The sequence below is a fragment of the Streptomyces minutiscleroticus genome, assembly GCF_014650875.1.
In the GTDB taxonomy this organism is placed as follows: domain Bacteria; phylum Actinomycetota; class Actinomycetes; order Streptomycetales; family Streptomycetaceae; genus Streptomyces; species Streptomyces minutiscleroticus.
In genome coordinates this window covers 173877-191545 of the sequence record NZ_BMVU01000006.1, presented here as the reverse complement: position 1 = coordinate 191545, position 17669 = coordinate 173877, and the positions used below count along the sequence as shown (strand labels likewise).

Annotated in this window: 15 protein-coding genes, 1 pseudogene and 1 riboswitch; of the genes and pseudogenes, 8 read left to right on the top strand and 8 right to left on the bottom strand. The window is 73.7% G+C overall.

Translation table 11 applies throughout. The annotated features are described in order from the left end of the window. Positions 1-135 precede the first annotated feature (135 nt). Positions 136-345, bottom strand: a complete 210-nt coding sequence (locus tag IE271_RS10870; RefSeq protein ID WP_190190023.1) for a tautomerase family protein — start codon at positions 343-345, stop codon at positions 136-138. A 159-nt stretch (positions 346-504) separates the two neighbouring features. Between IE271_RS10870 and IE271_RS10865 the strand changes: the two genes are divergently transcribed. Further along, the gene (locus IE271_RS10865) at positions 505-1374 is read left to right on the top strand and encodes a helix-turn-helix transcriptional regulator (protein ID WP_190190022.1); all 870 of its coding nucleotides are present in this window, start codon (positions 505-507) and stop codon (positions 1372-1374) included. 113 nt (positions 1375-1487) lie between these two features. On the opposite strand, the gene IE271_RS10860 is transcribed toward IE271_RS10865, so the two are convergent. Both IE271_RS10860 and IE271_RS10855 read right to left on the bottom strand, forming a co-directional pair. After that, a complete protein-coding gene (locus tag IE271_RS10860; RefSeq protein WP_190190021.1) occupies positions 1488-2216 on the bottom strand; it encodes a class I SAM-dependent methyltransferase in 729 nt (242 codons plus the stop codon). Between the two features lie 181 nt (positions 2217-2397). Further along, complete coding sequence (locus IE271_RS10855; protein ID WP_190190020.1) at positions 2398-2889, bottom strand: GbsR/MarR family transcriptional regulator; 492 nt, start codon at positions 2887-2889, stop codon at positions 2398-2400. A 73-nt stretch (positions 2890-2962) separates the two neighbouring features. Between IE271_RS10855 and IE271_RS10850 the strand changes: the two genes are divergently transcribed. Both IE271_RS10850 and IE271_RS10845 read left to right on the top strand, forming a co-directional pair. Further along, complete coding sequence (locus tag IE271_RS10850; protein WP_190190019.1) at positions 2963-3898, top strand: ABC transporter ATP-binding protein; 936 nt, start codon at positions 2963-2965, stop codon at positions 3896-3898. Continuing rightward, positions 3895-5499, top strand: a complete 1605-nt coding sequence (locus IE271_RS10845) for an ABC transporter permease (RefSeq protein ID WP_190190018.1) — start codon at positions 3895-3897, stop codon at positions 5497-5499. Before IE271_RS10850 ends, IE271_RS10845 begins: the two co-directional genes overlap by 4 nt. Positions 5500-5589: 90 nt before the next feature. Here IE271_RS10845 and IE271_RS10840 read toward each other — a convergent pair whose 3' ends face one another. The 3 genes from IE271_RS10840 to IE271_RS10830 form a co-directional block, all read right to left on the bottom strand. After that, positions 5590-6510 carry a LysR family transcriptional regulator gene (locus IE271_RS10840; RefSeq protein WP_190190017.1) on the bottom strand — a complete coding sequence of 307 codons (921 nt, stop codon included), beginning with the start codon at positions 6508-6510 and terminating at the stop codon, positions 5590-5592. Between the two features lie 4 nt (positions 6511-6514). Next, complete coding sequence (locus IE271_RS10835) at positions 6515-8284, bottom strand: FUSC family protein (protein WP_190190016.1); 1770 nt, start codon at positions 8282-8284, stop codon at positions 6515-6517. A gap of 122 nt (positions 8285-8406) precedes the next feature. Next, positions 8407-9468 carry an AEC family transporter gene (locus IE271_RS10830; RefSeq protein WP_190190015.1) on the bottom strand — a complete coding sequence of 354 codons (1062 nt, stop codon included), beginning with the start codon at positions 9466-9468 and terminating at the stop codon, positions 8407-8409. A gap of 4 nt (positions 9469-9472) precedes the next feature. On the opposite strand from IE271_RS10830, the gene IE271_RS10825 reads away from it, so the two are divergent. After that, positions 9473-9670, top strand: coding sequence for a hypothetical protein (locus IE271_RS10825; RefSeq protein ID WP_190190014.1), 198 nt, complete (start codon positions 9473-9475; stop codon positions 9668-9670). A gap of 44 nt (positions 9671-9714) precedes the next feature. On the opposite strand, the gene IE271_RS10820 is transcribed toward IE271_RS10825, so the two are convergent. Beyond that, positions 9715-11430, bottom strand: a complete 1716-nt coding sequence (locus IE271_RS10820; RefSeq protein ID WP_308435171.1) for an NAD-dependent malic enzyme — start codon at positions 11428-11430, stop codon at positions 9715-9717. Positions 11431-11919: 489 nt separating this feature from the next. Between IE271_RS10820 and IE271_RS10815 the strand changes: the two genes are divergently transcribed. From IE271_RS10815 to IE271_RS41845, 3 genes and pseudogenes are all read left to right on the top strand, one after another. After that, entirely contained in the window at positions 11920-13455 is a 1536-nt protein-coding gene (locus IE271_RS10815) for a cytochrome ubiquinol oxidase subunit I (protein WP_229919244.1), read from the top strand. A 23-nt stretch (positions 13456-13478) separates the two neighbouring features. Further along, positions 13479-14426: pseudogene (gene cydB, locus IE271_RS41850) on the top strand (cytochrome d ubiquinol oxidase subunit II); the annotation flags it as partial. Between the two features lie 108 nt (positions 14427-14534). Then, positions 14535-15899, top strand: coding sequence for an NAD(P)/FAD-dependent oxidoreductase (locus IE271_RS41845; protein WP_268256184.1), 1365 nt, complete (start codon positions 14535-14537; stop codon positions 15897-15899). A gap of 518 nt (positions 15900-16417) precedes the next feature. Here IE271_RS41845 and IE271_RS10805 read toward each other — a convergent pair. After that, entirely contained in the window at positions 16418-16738 is a 321-nt protein-coding gene (locus IE271_RS10805) for a hypothetical protein (protein ID WP_190190033.1), read from the bottom strand. A gap of 264 nt (positions 16739-17002) precedes the next feature. Then, a riboswitch (cobalamin riboswitch) is annotated at positions 17003-17126 on the top strand. Between the two features lie 62 nt (positions 17127-17188). On the opposite strand from IE271_RS10805, the gene IE271_RS10800 reads away from it, so the two are divergent. Beyond that, a complete protein-coding gene (locus IE271_RS10800) occupies positions 17189-17596 on the top strand; it encodes a (2Fe-2S) ferredoxin domain-containing protein (protein ID WP_229919243.1) in 408 nt (135 codons plus the stop codon). The last annotated feature ends 73 nt before the right edge of the window (positions 17597-17669 follow it).

Below are 17669 nucleotides of genomic sequence, written 5' to 3'. Positions count from 1 at the left end.
CGGTGCATGCGCGGGACGGGACTCCCCTCCAAAGGAGTCCCGTCCCGCGCATGCACCGCGGACGACGGTCCGGAAACTGTAACCCTAAGGTTCAGCTTTAGGTTTGTTGTCGCTCGTCACGCGTGTGACGGGCGGTCAGGCGCCGCCGTTGAGCAGGGCGGCGGTCAGGACGTCGCCGCCGACGCCCCAGCCGCCGTCGGCGACCTCGTCGACGAGGACGACGGTGGTGGGACGGGCCCGCTCACCGTAGATCTCCGCGTACAGGTCGGTGGTGCGCTCGACGATCTTCTTCTTGTCCTCGGTGGTCAGGGTGCCCGCGGGGACCTTGAAATGGGCGAAGGGCATGGGTGCTTCTCCTCTGACGGGCGTCTGCCGGTACGGGTGCGGAACGGCAACCCGCCGTGGGAGGAGGCGGGTTGGGGACCCGACGGACAGCATGGCGCGACGCGGCCGGCGGAACCAGGGGACGGGATCCCCTGTGTCGGCGGCCCCCCGGGTCACAGAATGGAGGGCATGGGTTCTGCGAAATACACCGAACTGGGGGCCTTCCTGCGTTCGCGGCGCGCACGCATCCGCCCGGCCGACGTCGGACTCCCCACGGGGCCCCGGCGCCGGGTGCCCGGGCTGCGCCGCGACGAGGTCGCCCAGCTCGCCGGAGCGTCGGTGGACTACTACAACGAACTCGAACGCGGAGCCGGGTCCCAGCCGTCCGAGCAGATGATCGCCGCGCTGGCCAGGGCGCTGCGCCTGACCGCCGACGAGCGTGACTACCTCTACCGCCTGGCGGACCGTCCGGTGCCCGCGCAGGGCGGGGCCGCCTCGCACGTCCACCCCGGCATGCTCGACCTGCTCGACCGGATGAAGTCGACGCCGGCGCAGGTCATCACCGACCTGCACATCACGCTCGTGCAGAACCCGCTCGCCGTGGCGCTGCTCGGGGACCAGTCCGGTTTCCGGGGCCCCCGCGCCAGCTTCGTGTACCGGTGGTTCACCGACCCCGACGCCCGGAAGCTGTACCCCGAGGCCGACCACGAGGGCCACTCCCGTGCCTTCGTCGCCGATCTGCGGGCGGCGGCCGCCCGGCGGGACGCGAAGGACGCCGAAGCCGGCTCGCTGATCGCCGCACTGCTCGACCTGTCCTCCGAGTTCACCGCGCTGTGGGCCGACCACGACGTCGCGTTCCGGCGGGACGACCGCAAGCGCATCGATCACCCCGTGCTCGGCCTGATCGAGGTCAACTGCCTCAACCTGTTCAGCGAGGACGGCCGGCAGCGGCTGCTCTGGTTCACCCCCGCGGTCGGCACCGACAGCGCCGACCTGCTCGACCTGCTCGCGGTCGTCGGCACCCAGGACCTCGTCGAACCGACGCGCTGAGCGCCGCCTCGCCCCGGCGCCCCCGCCCGGCCGCCGCACCGCCCCCCGGCCGCCGCACCGCCCCCCGGCCGCCGCACCGCCCCCCGGCCGCCGCGGCCGCGTACGGCGCGCGGTCACGCGGGCCGCCGGGCGACGAAGACGAACTCGCGCCCCGGCCGGTCCGGGGCGTCGCGGACCCCCTCCACGACGTAGCCCTGTGCCGCGAGTTCCGCCTCGACCTCCTCCCGCTCGGGGAAGCGCAGCGTCGAGGTGGAGGTCAGCACCTCGCCGTCCGCGGCGAACGCGTAGGTCCACCGGATCGTCACCAGCGGCCCGCTCCGCCCGGTCACCTCGACCCACGTCTCGACCGGTCCGACACCCGGGACCCGCGTGACACGGTGTGACGCCTCGCGGGTCCACCCCTCCCAGGCGCGCCGCGCCGGGTCGCGGGTCTCGAACACGAGGCGTCCGCCGGGCCGCAGGGCGTCGTGGGCGCCCCGCAGGGTCTGCCGCCAGGCGTGCGGGTCGGCGATGGCGGGGGCGACGTTCGCCGTCATGGTCACCAGGTCGACGCGCAGCGGCGGCAGCGCCGCGGCGTCACCGCAGATCCAGCGCACCCGCTCGCCGCCGGGCTTGGCCCGGGCCACGTCGAGCGAGGCCCGGGCGGGGTCGACCCCGACGACGTCGATCCCGCGTCCGGCCAGCAGGAGGGCGAACACGCCCGTTCCGCAGCCGAGGTCGAGCACCCGGCGGGCACCGAACTCCCGCACCATCCCGGCGTACGCGTCGAGATCGCTGCGGTCGGGGTGGAGCGAGTCGTAGAGCGCGGCCAGCCGCGGGTGTCCGTATTCCTCGTCAGCCATGCGGCCGAAGGTATCCGGGGGCACCGTCCGACGGCTTCTCCTTTTCGGTGCTCGCGGCTTCGGTGCCCGCGGCGGCCGGACGGCCTGCGGTCACCGGTCCCCGGCCGTGCGGCGGTCCGGCGTCCCCACATGGTGAGCGCCGGGGCCGGCCCTCGCTCCGGCGACGGCGTCGGGGCCGGCCTCAGCCGAACCTCTCCTCGCGGTAGACCCGCCAGCGCTCCATCATCTCCGCGACGTCCTTCTCGATGAACTCGAAGAACGCGAGGGTCTCGCTCAGCCGGCGCCCCGCCGGGGTCTCGGCGCCCAGGTGGGCCACCCCGTCCCGCAGGGCGTTCTCCCAGCGCTTGATGATCGCCTCGCGGTTGGTGAGCGCCGTGTACCACTGGTCGCTGTGGACCCGGTAGCGCTCCCGCCGCGAGCCCGGTTCCCGCTCGCGCGAGAGCATGTGCACCTGCGCCAGGTAGCGCACCGCCCCGGAGACGGCCGCCGGGCTGATCCGCAGCTGTTCGCCCAGCTCGGCGGAGGTCAGGGCGCCGCTGTCGGAGGCGAGCAGCGCGGCGAAGACCCGGGCGGGCATCCGGGGCAGTCCGGCCTCGACGAGCTGCGCCGCGAAATGCTCCACGAACCGCGAGACCGACTCCGGGTCCCGCTCCACTGCCTTCGACTCCGTCATGACCGCATCCTAACCAAGATTCACCAGCTTCCTTATCTTCACAAATTTCTGAAAGTGCCGTAGCTTCCGAAGCATGGAGACATCACACCTGGCCATCGAGGTGTCCGGGCTGCACAAGTCGTTCGGCCGGACCCACGCGCTCGACGGCCTCGACCTGGAGGTCCGGGCCGGGGAGGTGCACGGCTTCCTCGGCCCGAACGGCGCGGGCAAGTCCACCGCCGTCCGCGTCCTGCTCGGCCTGCTGCGCGCCGACTCCGGCACCGCCCGGATCCTCGGCCGCGACCCGTGGGCGGACGCGGTGGCGGCGCACCGCAGGATCGCGTACGTCCCCGGCGACGTGACGCTGTGGCGCAACCTCTCCGGCGGCGAGGTCATCGACCTGTACGGCCGGCTGCGCGGCGGTCTGGACGCGCGGCGCCGGGACGGGCTGATCGAGCGGTTCGAGCTGGACCCGACCAAGAAGGGCCGGACGTACTCCAAGGGCAACCGGCAGAAGGTCGCCCTGGTCGCCGCCTTCGCCTCGGACGTCGACCTGCTCATCCTGGACGAGCCGACCTCCGGTCTCGACCCGCTGATGGAGGAGGTCTTCCAGCGGTGCGTGACGGAGGAGCGGGACCGCGGCCGCACGGTCCTGCTGTCCTCGCACATCCTCAGCGAGGTCGAGGAGCTCTGCGACCGGGTGAGCATCATCCGCAAGGGCCGCACCGTCGAGAGCGGCTCCCTCACCGACCTGCGCCACCTCACCCGCACCAGTGTGACCGCCGAACTGGCCGGGCCGCCCGACGGGCTGTCGCGCCTGCCCGGCGTCCACGGCCTGGAGGTCCGGCGGACCGGGCCGGGGCAGGGCCGCCGAGTCCGCCTCCAGGTCGACACCGACAAGCTGGACGCCGTACTGCGCTCCCTCGGCGCGTCGGGCGTACGGTCGCTGACGTCGACGCCACCGACGCTCGAGGAGCTGTTCCTGCGGCACTACCAGGACGAGGCGCCCGAAGGGGTGAGCGCGCGATGACCGCCGCCGCGTTCGCCGTGCGGCCGGGCGCGTCCCGTCAGCTGGCGGGCACGGGCACCCTGCTGCGCTTCGCCCTGCGCCGCGACCGCCTGCTGATCCCGGTCTGGGTCGGGGTGAACGGGCTCATGGTCCTGACCATGCCGAACACCCTGAAGAGCCTGTACGCCACTCCCGCCGCCCGCGCCGACCTGGTCGCGCAGATGGCCGCCAACTCCTCGCTGCGCGCGCTGGTCGGCCCGGTCCTCGGCGACTCGCTCGGCGCGCTCACCGCCTGGCGCGTCGGCGTGTACGCGGGTGCGCTGGCGGCTGTGACGAGCCTGCTCGTCGTCGTCCGGCACACCCGGGACGAGGAGGAGAGCGGCCGCCAGGAGCTGGTGGCCTCGGGCGTGGTGGGCCGCCGCGCCTCCCTCACGGCGGCCCTGCTGACGGCGGCGGCCGCGAACGCGGCACTGGCCCTGACGGTCGTCGCGGAGCTGTCCGGACAGGGGACCGGCGGGGCACTGGCCTTCGGGCTCGGACTCGCCGGCGTGGGCATGGTCTTCGCCACCATGGCGGCGATCGTCGCCCAGCTGACGGAGAGCGCCCGGCTCGCCCGCGGGCTGACCGCAGGCGTCCTCGGCGCCGCCTTCGTGCTGCGCGCGGCGGGCGACGCGGTGACGGACGACGGCTCGTCGGCCCTGACCTGGCTCTCCCCGCTCGGCTGGCTGGAGAACCTGCGCCCGTACGCCGGTGAACGCTGGTGGGTGCTCCTGCTGTTCGCCGCGGCCGTCGCCGCGCAGGCGGTGGCGGCGTACGCGCTCGCCGGACGCCGCGACCTCGGCATGAGCTTCCTGCCCACCCGGCCGGGACCGGCCGCCGGCCGCCTGGGCTCGGCCGCGGCACTGGCCTGGCGGCTGCAGCGCGGCGGCGTCCTCGGCTGGAGCATCGGCTTCCTCCTCGCCGGGGCGGTCTACGGCGGGCTGACCGAGGGCGCGGCCGACCTGGTCGGCGACAACGACGACGCCCGCCGGATCATCGAGCGGATGGGCGGACAGGCCGGGGTGGCGGACGCGTTCGTGTCGGCGATGGTCGGCATGCTCGGACTGATCGCCGCGCTGTACGTCGTCGCCTCCGTCCTGCGGCTGCACGGCGAGGAGACCTCCGGACGCGCGGAGCCGGTGCTGGCGAACGCGGTGGGCCGGCTGCGCTGGGCGGCCGGGCACCTGCTGGTCGCCTTCGGCGGGTCCGCGCTGATCATGCTGCTGGCCGGGGCGGGCTTCGCCCTCGGGTACGGCAGGGACGCCGGGCCGATCCTGGGCGCCTGCCTGGTGCAGGTGGCCGGGGTCTGGGTCGTCGGCGGGCTGGCGGTGCTGCTGCACGGCGCGGTTCCCCGGGCGGCGACGGCGGCCTGGGGCGTGGCCGGCGCGGTGCTGCTGATCGGCTGGGTCGGTCCCGCACTGGACGTTCCGCGGGCGGTGCTGGACCTGTCGCCGTTCGGCCACCTCCCGAAGCTGCCGGGCGGGCCCATGGAGTGGCGGCCGGTCCTCGTCCTCCTGCTGCTGGCGGCGGCGCTGGTCGCGGCGGGGCTGACCGCGCTGCGACGGCGCGACCTGAAGCTGTGAGGTTCCCGGGGCGCGACGGACCCGGGACACCAGGGGTACGGGACGGGCCGCGCCCGGCACGGTGCCGCGGGAGGCGGGCCGGGCCGGCCGTCAGCGGGGCGCGCCCGGTTCGCGGGGGCCGGCCGTGGCCTTCAGGGCGTGCTCCATGAAGCGCCGTGGCGCCGGCGGCAGGCTGCGGGAGGCCAGCCAGGCGATGCCGATGTCGCGGGCCGCGTGCACGTCGGTCATCTGCAGGTAGCGGACGGGGAGGTCCGGGCCGGTCTCCGGGGCCGTGGCGCGGGAGGAGGCGGGGATCAGGGAGACGCCGAGGCCGGCCGCGACGAGGCCGCGCAGGGTCTCGACCTCCTCGCCCTCGAAGCCGACGAGCGGGGAGAAGCCGGCCTGGTGGCACAGCGTCTCGGTGACGTTGCGCAGCCCGTATCCGGGCTTGAGCACGATGAACGGCTCCTCGGCGACCTCGGCCAGGCGGACCCGGCGGCGCTGCGCCATGCGGTGGCGGGTGGGGACGGCGAGCCAGAGGGGCTCGACCAGGATCCGGCGCCAGGTGATCAGGGGATGGCCGGGGTCCTTGCTGGTGATGATCAGGTCCGCGGTGGAGTCCAGCAGGTGCTGGGCCAGGCCGATCTCACCCGCCTGGTGGAGCTCGAACCGGACCTGGGGGGAGGACTCGCGGAAGCCGGTGACCAGCCGGGGCACGAGCCAGGTGCCCAGGGTGTGCAGGAAGGCGAGGGACACGACGCCCGCGTCGGGGTCGACGACCTCGGCCACGGCCCGCAGGCCGCGGTCGTAGCTGTCCAGGATGGAGTCGGCGTACTCCTTGAACACCTGTCCCGCCGGAGTGAGCCGCAGGCCCCGGCCGACACGCTGGAAGAGTGCCGCGCCGACCTCCTCGTCCAGCCGGTTCAGGGCCCGCGACAGGGCGGGCTGGGTGATACCGGCCTCCGCCGCGGCATCGGTCACCGTCGTGCCCTCGGCCACGGCCTGGAAGGACCGGAGTACCTGAAGATCCATTTCCTCATTCTCGCTTCGCGCGGGCCGAGGAGCCCGCGGACGCCGTGTGCGCGGCCGACGCGGTGGCGCCGAGGGAGCGGGCGGTCACGGCGTCGCACAGCTGCTCCGCCGCGGTGATGGTCTCCTCCCAGTCCGGCAGCCTGCGGCCCGGCGGGCCCGGTTCGCGGCGGGCGTGGGCGGCCGTCCTGCGCGCTTCGGCCAGCTGCCGGTAGGCGGTGCGGCGCAGGGCCTGGCGCTGGGCGGGGGTGACGACGGGGGAGAGGTCGCGGTAGCGCAGGGCGGCGTCCAGCGCGGCCTCGGTCCGGGCGCTCGCGCGGTGGGTGAGGGAGTCGGGCCAGACGGCGAAGTGGACGACGAGGACGATGGCGGCGGCGAGCGCGGTGTCCAGGATGCGCGGCACGTACAGGGCCCGGTCGTCGCCGAGCAGGTCGACCAGGACGAAGACGACGGCGGTCAGGCCGGTCGTGGCCAGCGCGTAGTGGTGGCGCACGCCGACGGCCATCAGGGCGCCGAAGAGCGCCACGACGCCGATGAGGGCGTACGTGTCCTGCGTCAGCAGCGCCACCGCGCCGATGGCGGCCACGCCGACCACCGTGCCGACGCAGCGGTGCAGCGCGCGGCGGAAGACCGGGCCGAAGTCCGGCTTGTAGACGAAGGCCACGGTCATGGGCAGCCAGTAGCTGCGCGGACCGTGCATGACCTCGGCGCACAGCTGCGCGGCGAGTACGCACACGGCCAGCAGGACGGCGTAGCGCAGGTGTGCGGAGCGGCCCGCGCGCGGGGGAGCCGGGACGTGCAGGGCCGCGTCGTCGGTCCACTCGGCGTCGGCGGCCGCGCACACGTGGGCGAGGGCGCGCAGCCCTGGTGTGTCCGGCTCGACGTCCGGCAGCGCGGGCGCGGTCCCGCCGCGCCCCGGCAGCAGGCGCGCGGCCATCACCGAGGGGACGCGCGTCACGGCCGCCGGGAGCGGACGCGCCTCCCACAGCAGCGTGGTGACGGCCTCGGCCAGCCGGACGGCGAGGCGGAACGCCGTGAGCAGGTCGCCGACCCGCGGGTCCGGCTCCGGCCGCCGGCCGGGCGCGAGATGGCGGGCCATCACCTGGTGGGCGTTGTCGAGGGTGTCCGTGAGCCGCCGCCGGGCGTCGGTGGCACCGGGCGTGCCGGCCGCGGCCAGCGCCGCGGACGCGGCGCGGTACACGGCGAGCAGGGCGGCCCGCTCGTCGTGGTTCCGGCGCCACAGCCACGGGGCGGCGGACAGGACCAGGATGAGGAGGACACCGGTGAAGAGGGCGAGGGGCGCGTGCCACCAGGGCCCCGGCACCGGGATGCCGCTGCCGATCGTGACGCCGAGCAGGAGGTGCATGCCGGCCACCGACGCCACCCGTCCGCGCAGGCTGACCGCGCCGCCGAGCAGCGCGGCCACGACCAGGCAGACCGTCACGGCCGCCGGGTGCCCGCTGCGCAGGGCGACCTCGCCGGCGGCCAGGCCGGCCGCGGCCGCCGCGCCCAGTGCGAGGAACCGCCGGACGCGCGACCGGTAGGGGTCGGAACCGTCCTGGCCCACGCCCCACAGGGCGCCGATCCCCGCGATCACGGAGAGGGTCACCCATCCGGTGAGCACGCCGACGAGGAGCGGCGCGGCGAGCGCGACGGCCCCGCGCAGCGCCGCCGCGAGGGGGAACGAGGCGAACCGGGCGCGGACGGCGCGGCGCGGCCCCGCCGGGGCGGGCCCTTTCCGCGCGCGGCCCCGGCGTCCGTGTGCTGCCGGTGTCATACGGCTGTCTGCCTTCCACGGTGCGGTGACGGAACAGGGTCCGGGTTCCCCGGTTGCGGCCGGGCCCCCGGACCGCCTGCCACCGGGTTCCCGGACCCGGTGGCAGGCGGTCCGGGGACGGATCAGCCGACCAGGTCGATCATCAGCGGCAGGGTGAGGAACGACAGGACCAGGCTGACGACGACGGCGGAGCCGATGGTCTCCTCGTCGGACTTGTCGCCGTACTTGGAGGCGAACATCAGCGGCACGGGGGAGACGGGGAAGGCGAGGATCAGCGCGGCCTGCGCGGCGCTCTCCGAGGAGGTCAGGGCCTTGCCGACGTAATAGAGGAGCAGGGGCAGGACCACCACGCTGATGAGGGAGACCACCCACACGCGCGGGTACAGGCGCGGACGGCCGACCCGGGAGACGGAGAGCCCGACGTAGAGCAGCGCGGCGGAGGAGGAGGCACCGGAGAGCAGGGTCAGCGACGTGCCGGCGATGCTCGGCACGCCGACACCGGCGACGGAGAGGACCAGGCCGAGCAGCGGACCCCAGACGAAGGGCTCGCGCAGCTGGTGCAGGACGGTGCGCAGGGCGGAGGGCCGGTGCGGCCCGGGAACAGCGGGCGCCGGGTCCACGGGGGCGACGGACACGGCCGTGCCGCCTCCCGCGCCGACCAGCGCGGGCCGCGGCGCGGCGGTGGCGGCGGCCGTGCGGGCACCGGCCCGCGACGCGGTGCGGTCCGGCAGGCCGAGCACGACCAGCACGGCCGGGTCGAGGACGACGTTGACGAGGATGCCGGCGACGGCGATCGGGACGGCGGCCTGCTCGGCGCCGAAGAGGCCGCCGAGGACGGAGGTGCCCATGAAGGCGTACTGCGGCTGCACACAGGCCAGTGCGAGCAGGGCGGCGCGCTTGAGGGGGCGGCGGGCCGCGTGGCGCAGGACCACGAACAGGACGGCGTACACCACGAGGAAGCCCAGCGCCAGCAGGCCCGCCAGGGGCAGCTTCTCGACCAGGGTGTGGCGCGGGGTCTTCCAGATGCCCAGCAGCAGGGAGGCGGGGAGCGCGAGCTGCATGGTCAGGTCGCGCAGCGCCTGGGTTCCGCTCGCGTCGAACAGTCTGAGCCGTCCGGTGCCGTAGCCGACCAGGATGATGACGAAGACCGGCACCACGATGGTGAAGATATGGGAGAAACTCATGCCTATGTCAGTTCTTCTGGGTGGGTGGGGGTGGCTCGGCCGTAGCCCGGTGGTGGTCGGTCTGTCAGCCGTCGAGCCGGACCGGGCCCGGACGGGCACCTGGGTCCGGCTCGGCGTCGTGGCGTCGGCGGCACGGACGGACAACGCGGTCGAGGGGGCCGGCGCCGCTGCCGTCGTGGCCGGCCGCCGGGAGGACTGCTGAGGGTGGCTTCGCCGGTGGACCCGCCGGGCCCGCCGGGGGAGAGGTCAGACGGCCTCGATCGGCGGGTAGACCGGGTGCCACATGGCGGCGCGGACACGCTCCTCGACGGTGCCGTCGGCACCGTCGCCGGTCTGGCGGGCGACACCGTCACGGACCGCGGCGCGTACGACGGCGACCGCCACGTCCACCGTGGTCTCGCGCAGCCGGTCGATGGGCGGCAGGACGGGTGCGCCCGGGACACTTGCGTCGGTGTGCCGTGCGACGGCGTGCGCGACGGCGGAGAGCATGCCGTCGGTGATGCGGTCGGCGCCGGCGACGACGGCGCCCAGCCCCAGGCCCGGGAAGACGAGGGCGTTGTTGGCCTGCGCGATCGTGTAGGTGGTGCCCCCGTACTCGACGGGCGGGAAGGGGCTGCCGGTGGCGATCAGCGCGCGGCCGTCGGTCCAGGCGAGCAGGTCGGCGGGGACCGCCTCGGCCAGCCGAGTGGGGTTGGACATGGCCATGATGATGGGGCGCTCGGCGTGCGCGGCCATGGTGCGGACAATCTCCTCGGTGAAGGAGCCGCCCTGGCCGGAGGTGCCGATCAGGATGGTGGGACGCGCCTGCCGGACGACCTCGGCGAGCGGGATGCCGCCGAGCCCCTCGTCGTACTGCCAGCCGGCGACCTCGGCGGCGGGGCGGGCGTAGCGGATCTGGAAGTCGCGTATGCCCTGCTGGCCCCGGGTGAGCAGGCCGTGGCGGTCGACGGCCCAGATGCGGGCGGTGGCCTGCTCGGGGGTCAGGCCCTCGGCGACGAGGGCGTCGCGCAGCTGGTCGGCGACGCCGATGCCGGCGGTGCCGGCGCCGAAGACGACGATGCGGTGCTCGGTCAGCGGGACGCCGGTGGCCCCGACGCCGCCGAGGACGGCGGCGAGGTTGACGGCGCCGGTGCCCTGGATGTCGTCGTTCCAGGTGAAGAACTTGTCGCGGTAGGCGTCCAGGATGCGGCGGGCGTTGGCCGGGCCGAGGTCCTCCCAGTGCAGCAGGGCCCTGGGGAAGAGCCGCCCCGCGGTGCTCAGGTAGGCCTCGACGAAGGAGTCGTACGTGGCCCGGTCGACGCGCTCGTGGTGGTTGCCCAGGTACAGCGGGTCGTCGAGGAGCTCCTTGCGGTTGGTGCCGACGTCCAGCATGACCGCGAGGGTGCGGGCCGGGTCGATGCCGGCGGCGGCGGTGTAGACGGCGAGCTTGCCGACCGCGATGTCGATGCCGCCCACGCCCCAGTCGCCGATGCCGAGGACCGCCTCCCCGTCGGTGGCGACGACGAGGTCCACGTCGTCCGGGCCCAGACCGGTGGCGAGCAGCGCGCGCTCGATGTCCTCGGGTGCGTCGACCGACAGGTAGACCCCGGCGGGGCGGCGGTACTCGTAGCTGTAGCGCTCGATGGCGGTGCCGACGGTGGGGGTGTAGACGATGGGCAGCATCTCGGGGAGGTGGTCGCCGAGCAGCCGGTAGAACAGCACGCGGTTACGGTCGTGCAGCGCCGTCAGGTACACGTTCTTGGCCAGGTCGGTCGGCTGCGCCCGGTACTGCTGGTAGGCGCGGGCCGCCTGCTGGTCCTGGGTGAGCACCTGCGGCGGCACCAGACCGGTCAGGCCCAGCGCCCGCCGCTCCTCCTCGGTGAACGCGGTCCCGCGGTTCAGCAGGGGATCGGCCAGCACGGCGCGGCCCCGGGCCGTGGTCTCCAGCCGCCCCTCCGCGGCGTTCCACTTCGTCTCCATCATCGGCTCCTGCCTGAATCCTCGTCATTCGGAAGTGATCAGACTCAGCCGGAACGAGACATGATTCCAATGCCTCAGTTACACCGAATCCATGCACAGGGAGAATTGAACGGCTCTGACGTGCGTTTTTCCTCGCAGGCGATAGATCGCCGCAGCTCAGGACTGTGACGGAGGTCGCAGATCCGGTCCCCCGTATTACTTCGGGGCATGAATTCCAGGACACCAAGGCATTGGACACATGGCCTTTTCATTTGTCAGGCTGCCGGACGTCGCCATGACCAGTGGCCCCTATCCGAAACGGATCGAAGAGTGGGAAACTGGTCGAGGAGCGGTTTCCGTTCCGGACATGCCGCGCATGGAGACGTGCCGCGCATGACCCACCACTGACGATCACGGGTGCACGCCCGGCCGGACCGAAGGCCGGGTGTCCGCCCACTGTCACAGCCTGCTTTGTGAATGTGTTCACATTCACAAGAAGGGAAGCGCACCGCCATGTCTCCCGAGACGATCGCCCGCTGGCAGTTCGGGATCACCACCGTCTACCACTACCTGTTCGTGCCGCTGACGATCAGCCTGGCCGGCATCACCGCCGGCCTGCAGACCGCGTGGGTGCGCACGCGAAAGGAGAAGTACTTCCACGCCACCAAGTTCTGGGGGAAGCTCTTCCTGATCAACATGGCGATGGGCGTGGTCACCGGCATCGTCCAGGAGTTCCAGTTCGGCATGGACTGGTCCGCCTACTCCCGCTTCGTGGGCGACGTCTTCGGCGTCCCGCTGGCGATGGAGGCGATCATCGCCTTCTTCTTCGAGTCCACGTTCATCGGTCTGTGGATCTTCGGCTGGGACCGGCTCCCGCGCCGTCTGCACTGCTTCTGCATCTGGATGGTGTCCCTGGGCACCGTGCTGTCGGCGTACTTCATCCTCGCCGCCAACTCCTGGATGCAGCACCCGGTCGGCTACACGGTGGACCACGGCCGGGCACGGCTGACCGACTTCCCCGCGGTGCTGTTCCAGTCGACGCAGGTGATGGCCGGTCTGCACGCGATCACCGCCTCCTTCGTCACCGGCGGCGCCTTCGTGACCGGCATCGCCGCCTGGCACCTGCTGCGCGCCCGGCGCGCGCAGGCGGCGGGCGCGGCCGTGGACCGCAGGCGGATCGCGGTGATGCGGACCTCGCTGCGGGTCGGCCTGGGCGTGCTGGCGGTGGCGGGCCTCGCCACGCTCGTCGACGCGGACAGCCTCGGTCAGCTGCTGATCGAGCAGCAGCCGCTGAAGATGGCCGCGGGGGAAGGGCTGTGGGACACGGTGTCGAACGCACCGTTCTCACTGTTCGCGGTCATGGACGTGGCCAGGCACACGAACATCGTCGGCATCGACGTCCCGTACGTGCTGTCGTTCCTGGCGCACCACAGCTTCCACGCGCCCGTGACCGGCATCGACGACGCGGCCGCCGCCATGGCGGCGCAGTACGGCGGCTCGGCCGGCGACTACCTGCCGAACGTCCCGCTGGCGTACTGGTCCTACCGCTTCATGATCCTGTTCGGGACGACCTCGTTCGCCGTGGGCGCGGCCGGACTGTGGCTCACGCGCAACCGCCGGTGGATCGGCCCGGCCTACGTGACGGAACCGGAGGAGGTGCCGCACCTGATGCTGACGCCGAACCGGCCCCTCGGCCCGTCCCTCACCTCCTGGGCGTGGCGGATCGCCGTCCTGACCATGGGCTTCCCGCTCATCGCCAACTCCTTCGGCTGGATCTTCACCGAGACCGGCCGCCAGCCCTGGGTGGTCTACGGCCTGCTGCGCACCTCGGACGCCGTGTCCCCCGGGGTGAGCGCCGCCACGATGCTCACCACGCTGATCGGCTTCACCGCGCTCTACGCGGTCCTGGCCGTCATCGAGGTCCGGCTGATGGTCACCTACGCCAAGGCCGGCCCGCACACCGAGGAGCGGCCGCCCCAGCGTGACCCGAGGCTGCGCGGACCGTCCGCCGCCGAGGACGACGACAAGACCCTCACCTTCGCCTACTGACCGGCTGTCAGGACGTACTCGTCATGCATCTCCACGATTTCTGGTTCCTGCTCATCGCCTTCTTCTGGACGGGCTACTTCGTCCTGGAGGGCTTCGACTTCGGCGTCGGGGTGCTCACCCGGCTGCTGGCCCGTGACGAGCGCGAGCGCCGGGTGCTCATCAACACCATCGGTCCCGTCTGGGACGCCAACGAGGTATGGGTGATCGCGGCCGGCGCCGCCACCTTCGCCGCCTTCCCCGGCTGGTACGCCACCCTGTTCAGCGGCTTCGACCTGGTGCTGTTCGCGATCCTGGTCTGCCTGATCGTCAGGGCGGTGGCCTTCGAGTACCGCGCCAAGCGCGAGGGCGCCCGCTGGAAGCGCAACTGGGAGCGCGCCGTCTTCTGGACCTCCCTGCTCACCCCGCTGCTGTGGGGCGTGGTCTTCGCGAACCTCGCCCACGGGGTGGCCGTCGACCGCCGGCACGTCTACGTCGGCGGCCTCGCCGGGCTGTTCCACGGGTACGCCCTGCTGGGGGCGGTGACCCTGCTGGTGGTGTTCACCGTCCACGGCGCGGTCTTCGCCGCGCTGAAGACGGCCGGTGACATCCGCGCCCGGGCCCGCGGCCTGGCGTTCCGCCTCGGCCTGGTCGCCGCCCTCCCCGCGGCCGCCTTCCTCATCTGGACCCAGGCCACCCGCGGCAACGGCCGCAGCCTGATCACCGTGGTCGTCGCCCTGGCCGCCTGGCCGGCGGCCCTGGCCTGCACCAGGGCGCGCCGCGAGGGCTGGGCGTTCGCCTTCTCCGCCGGCACCGTGGCGGCGACCGCGGCGACGCTCTTCCTGTCCCTGTATCCCGACGTCATGCCGTCCACGCTGGACCCGGCGTGGAGCCTGACGGTCACCAACGCGTCCTCCTCGTCGTACACGCTGGGGATCATGACCTGGACGAGCGCGTTCTTCGCTCCGCTGGTCGTCGCCTACCAGGCGTGGACGTACTGGGTGTTCCGCAGGCGCCTCGGCACCCACCACATCCCGCGGGCCGCCTCGCACGAACCCACTGGGACCGAAGAACGCGAACCCGCTCACACCCGAGAGGCCGCCATGCCCGTCGCCCCCGTCCCGGACCGCCCCCGCATCCTCGTCGCGGGCGGCGGCTACGTGGGCCTCTACACCGCGATGCGCCTGCTGAGGAAGGTGCGCCGCGGCGAGGCCACCGTCACGGTCGTCGACCCGCGCCCGTACATGACCTACCTGCCGTTCCTGCCCGAGGCGGCCGCGGGCAACGTCGCCCCGCGCAACCTGGTCGCGCCGCTGCGGCCCGTCCTGGCGGGAGCGGAGGTGGTGACCGGCCACGTCGTCTCGGTGGACCAGGCGGAGCGGATCGCCCACGTCCGTACGGCGGCGGGCGACGCCTTCGAGCTGTCCTTCGACCACCTCGTCGTCGCGGTCGGTTCGATCTCCCGCACCTTCCCGATCCCCGGCCTGGCCGAGCACGGCATCGGCATGAAGTCCGTGGAGGAGGCCGTCGGCCTGCGCAACCACGTCATGGCGCAGCTGGACCGCGCCGACTCCACCGCCGACGAGGCCGTCAAGCGCAAGGCCCTCACCTTCGTCTTCGTCGGCGGCGGCTTCGCCGGGGTGGAGACGATCGCCGAGGTGGAGGACATGGCCCGGGACGCCGCGCGGACCTACGCCCACGTCGACCGCGAGGACATGCGCTTCGTCCTCGTCGAGGCGGCCGGCCGCATCCTTCCCGAGATGGGCGCCGACCTCGGCGTGTGGACCATGGAGAAGCTGCGGCGGCGCGGCATCGAGGTGTACCTGGAGACCTCGATGGAGTCGTGCGTCGACCAGCACGTGGTGCTGAAGAACGGTGTCGAGGCGGACGCCTCCACCATCGTGTGGACGGCGGGGGTGCGCCCCGCTCCGGCCCTGGCCCACTTCGGGCTGCCGCTGGGCCCGCGCGGCCACGTCGACACCCTGCCCACCCTCCAGGTCGCCGGGTTCGACCACGTGTGGGCGGCGGGCGACAACGCCCAGGTGCCCGACCTCGCCGTGGGGGAGGGCGCCTGGTGCGCGCCCAACGCGCAGCACGCCGTGCGCCAGGCGCCGGTGCTCGCCGACAACGTCCTCGCCGCGCTGCGCGGCGGGCCGCTGAAGGAGTACCGGCACAAGAACCTGGGCGCGGTGGCCGGTCTCGGCCTCCACAAGGGCGTCGCGATCCTGTTCGGCAGGATCAAGCTGAAGGGCCGCCCGGCCTGGTGGTTCCACCGCCTGTACCACGGCAGCCGCGTCCCGACCGTGAACCGCAAGATACGCGTGTTCGCCGACTGGACCCTGGCCTCCCTGCTCAAGCGGGAGACCGTCGGCCTGATCGAGCTGGAGAGCCCCCGCGACCCGTTCACCGAGGCGGCCGCGCCCGTCCCGGGCACCCCCGTCCGGAAGGGGGCACGGCACACCGTGTGATCCACGGAGCCGAGCGGCCGCGGCCGCGCGCGTACCGGGCGCCGGCCCTCAGGGGGCGGTGGGTCCGGCGCCGGGGGCGCGGGGCACCGACGGCGTGGGCGGGAAGGCTCTCCTGGCCACGCGGCGCGGAGACGGTGGTGAAGCCGCCGTCGCGCCTGCGCAGGATGAACGGGTCGCGCAGACCGCCGGCTCCGGCGGTGGGGTGACCACGGGGTCGTTCCGGTCGAGCGGCGTCCAGTTCGGGGAGTCCGTGCTGACGGCCAGGTGCAGGCCGTGGTCGGTGCCGAGACCGTTCGGCGACTCGGTGAAGCAGCCGATGACGTAGGCGGAGTCGGCGGCGCGGCTCGGCGACTCCTGCCACGGTCGGTGTACCGAACAAGTTCGGTAAGTCGCTCACGCCATAGGAGTATGTCGAGGCCACGTCAACGCTTGCGGCGGCTTTCGCCGAGCGGTCCGGGGCACCGGCGTGCCACCGGTCCGCATGGTCGTCCGCGTTCCACGGACGCCGTGACCGGGTCCTACGGGGCGCCGTGGCCGTCGAGGAAGCGGAGCAGCACGGCGGCCTCCGCGCGGAGTCGTACGGCCCGGTCGGCATGGGCGGGCGCGGTCAACCGCGCCGCGGCCTCCAGCCGTTCGGCGGCCTCGGCCCGCACGATGTCCGTCACACCGCGCTCGTCCAGCGCGCGCCGAGCCGCCTCGGTGGCACCGGCGCCGACCGGCGACTCCTCGAGTGCCGGGCCGTGCGCCACGGTCTCGTCCGCGGGTACCGCCTCCGCGTTGTCCAGCGCGGCGAGCGTGGTGCGCAGGGCGCTCACCGCGGTCCTGTCGCGGGCACGCATCGCTTCGGGCAGGGCCTGGCGCAGACGAGCACGTAGGGACATGCCGGGACCCTACGGCCGTACTCCCGGTGCCGCAAAGGATCTTCCCCGCGGCGCCGAGTCCTCCGTCGACCTGGGACGCGCGGCTCCGGCGGTGTTCCGCGCGGGGCCGTTCACACCGTCGGGACACCGTGTGCGGTCCCGGCCCCCGCCCGACGGCCGAGGCGCGGGCCCCCGGCCGGCAGCCGCGTGGGATGATGACCGGCGACAGGGCGACGGCGGTCCGAGGAAGCCGGTGCGAATCCGGCGCGGTCCCGCCACTGTGATCGGCGAGCGAGTCCCGACAGGCCACTGCCCCGGACAGGGCGGGAAGGCCGGGACGAGTGTCGACCCGAGAGCCAGGAGACTCACGCGGTCGCCTCCTCGACGGACCACCGGGGCGGATCTCCCCGGGGAGAGGAACGACGCAGCATGTCCGCGAAACCGGCCGAAGAGCCGTCCGGAGTCCCGGCGGGGGCTTCCGAGGGGACCGCCCCGGTGCCGTGCCGGGTCGTCGTGTGCCGGGACTGCTGTTGCGGCAGTCCCAAGGTGACCGGCGTCGATCACGCGGCGCAGACCGCGCGCCTGCGGGCCGGGGCACCCGTACGGGTCTCCGCCTGCCTGGACGTGTGCGACCAGGCCAACGTCGTCGTCGTGCAGCCTTCCGCCGCCGGCCGGGCAGCCGGCGCCCGCCCGGTGTGGCTGGGGCTGGTCAACGACCCGGACGCGACCGAGGACATCGTCGCCTGGGTACGCGCCGGCGGACCCGGCGTCGCGCCCCGGCCGGACATCCTCGACCTGTACGCGTTCACACCGCCGCGACGCCGCACGGCGTCCTGAACGGCGCTCCGCGCCGGTCCGCGACCGGGTCCGACGCGGAGTCGGCCCGGTCCCGGCCGGACACGGGGGCGAG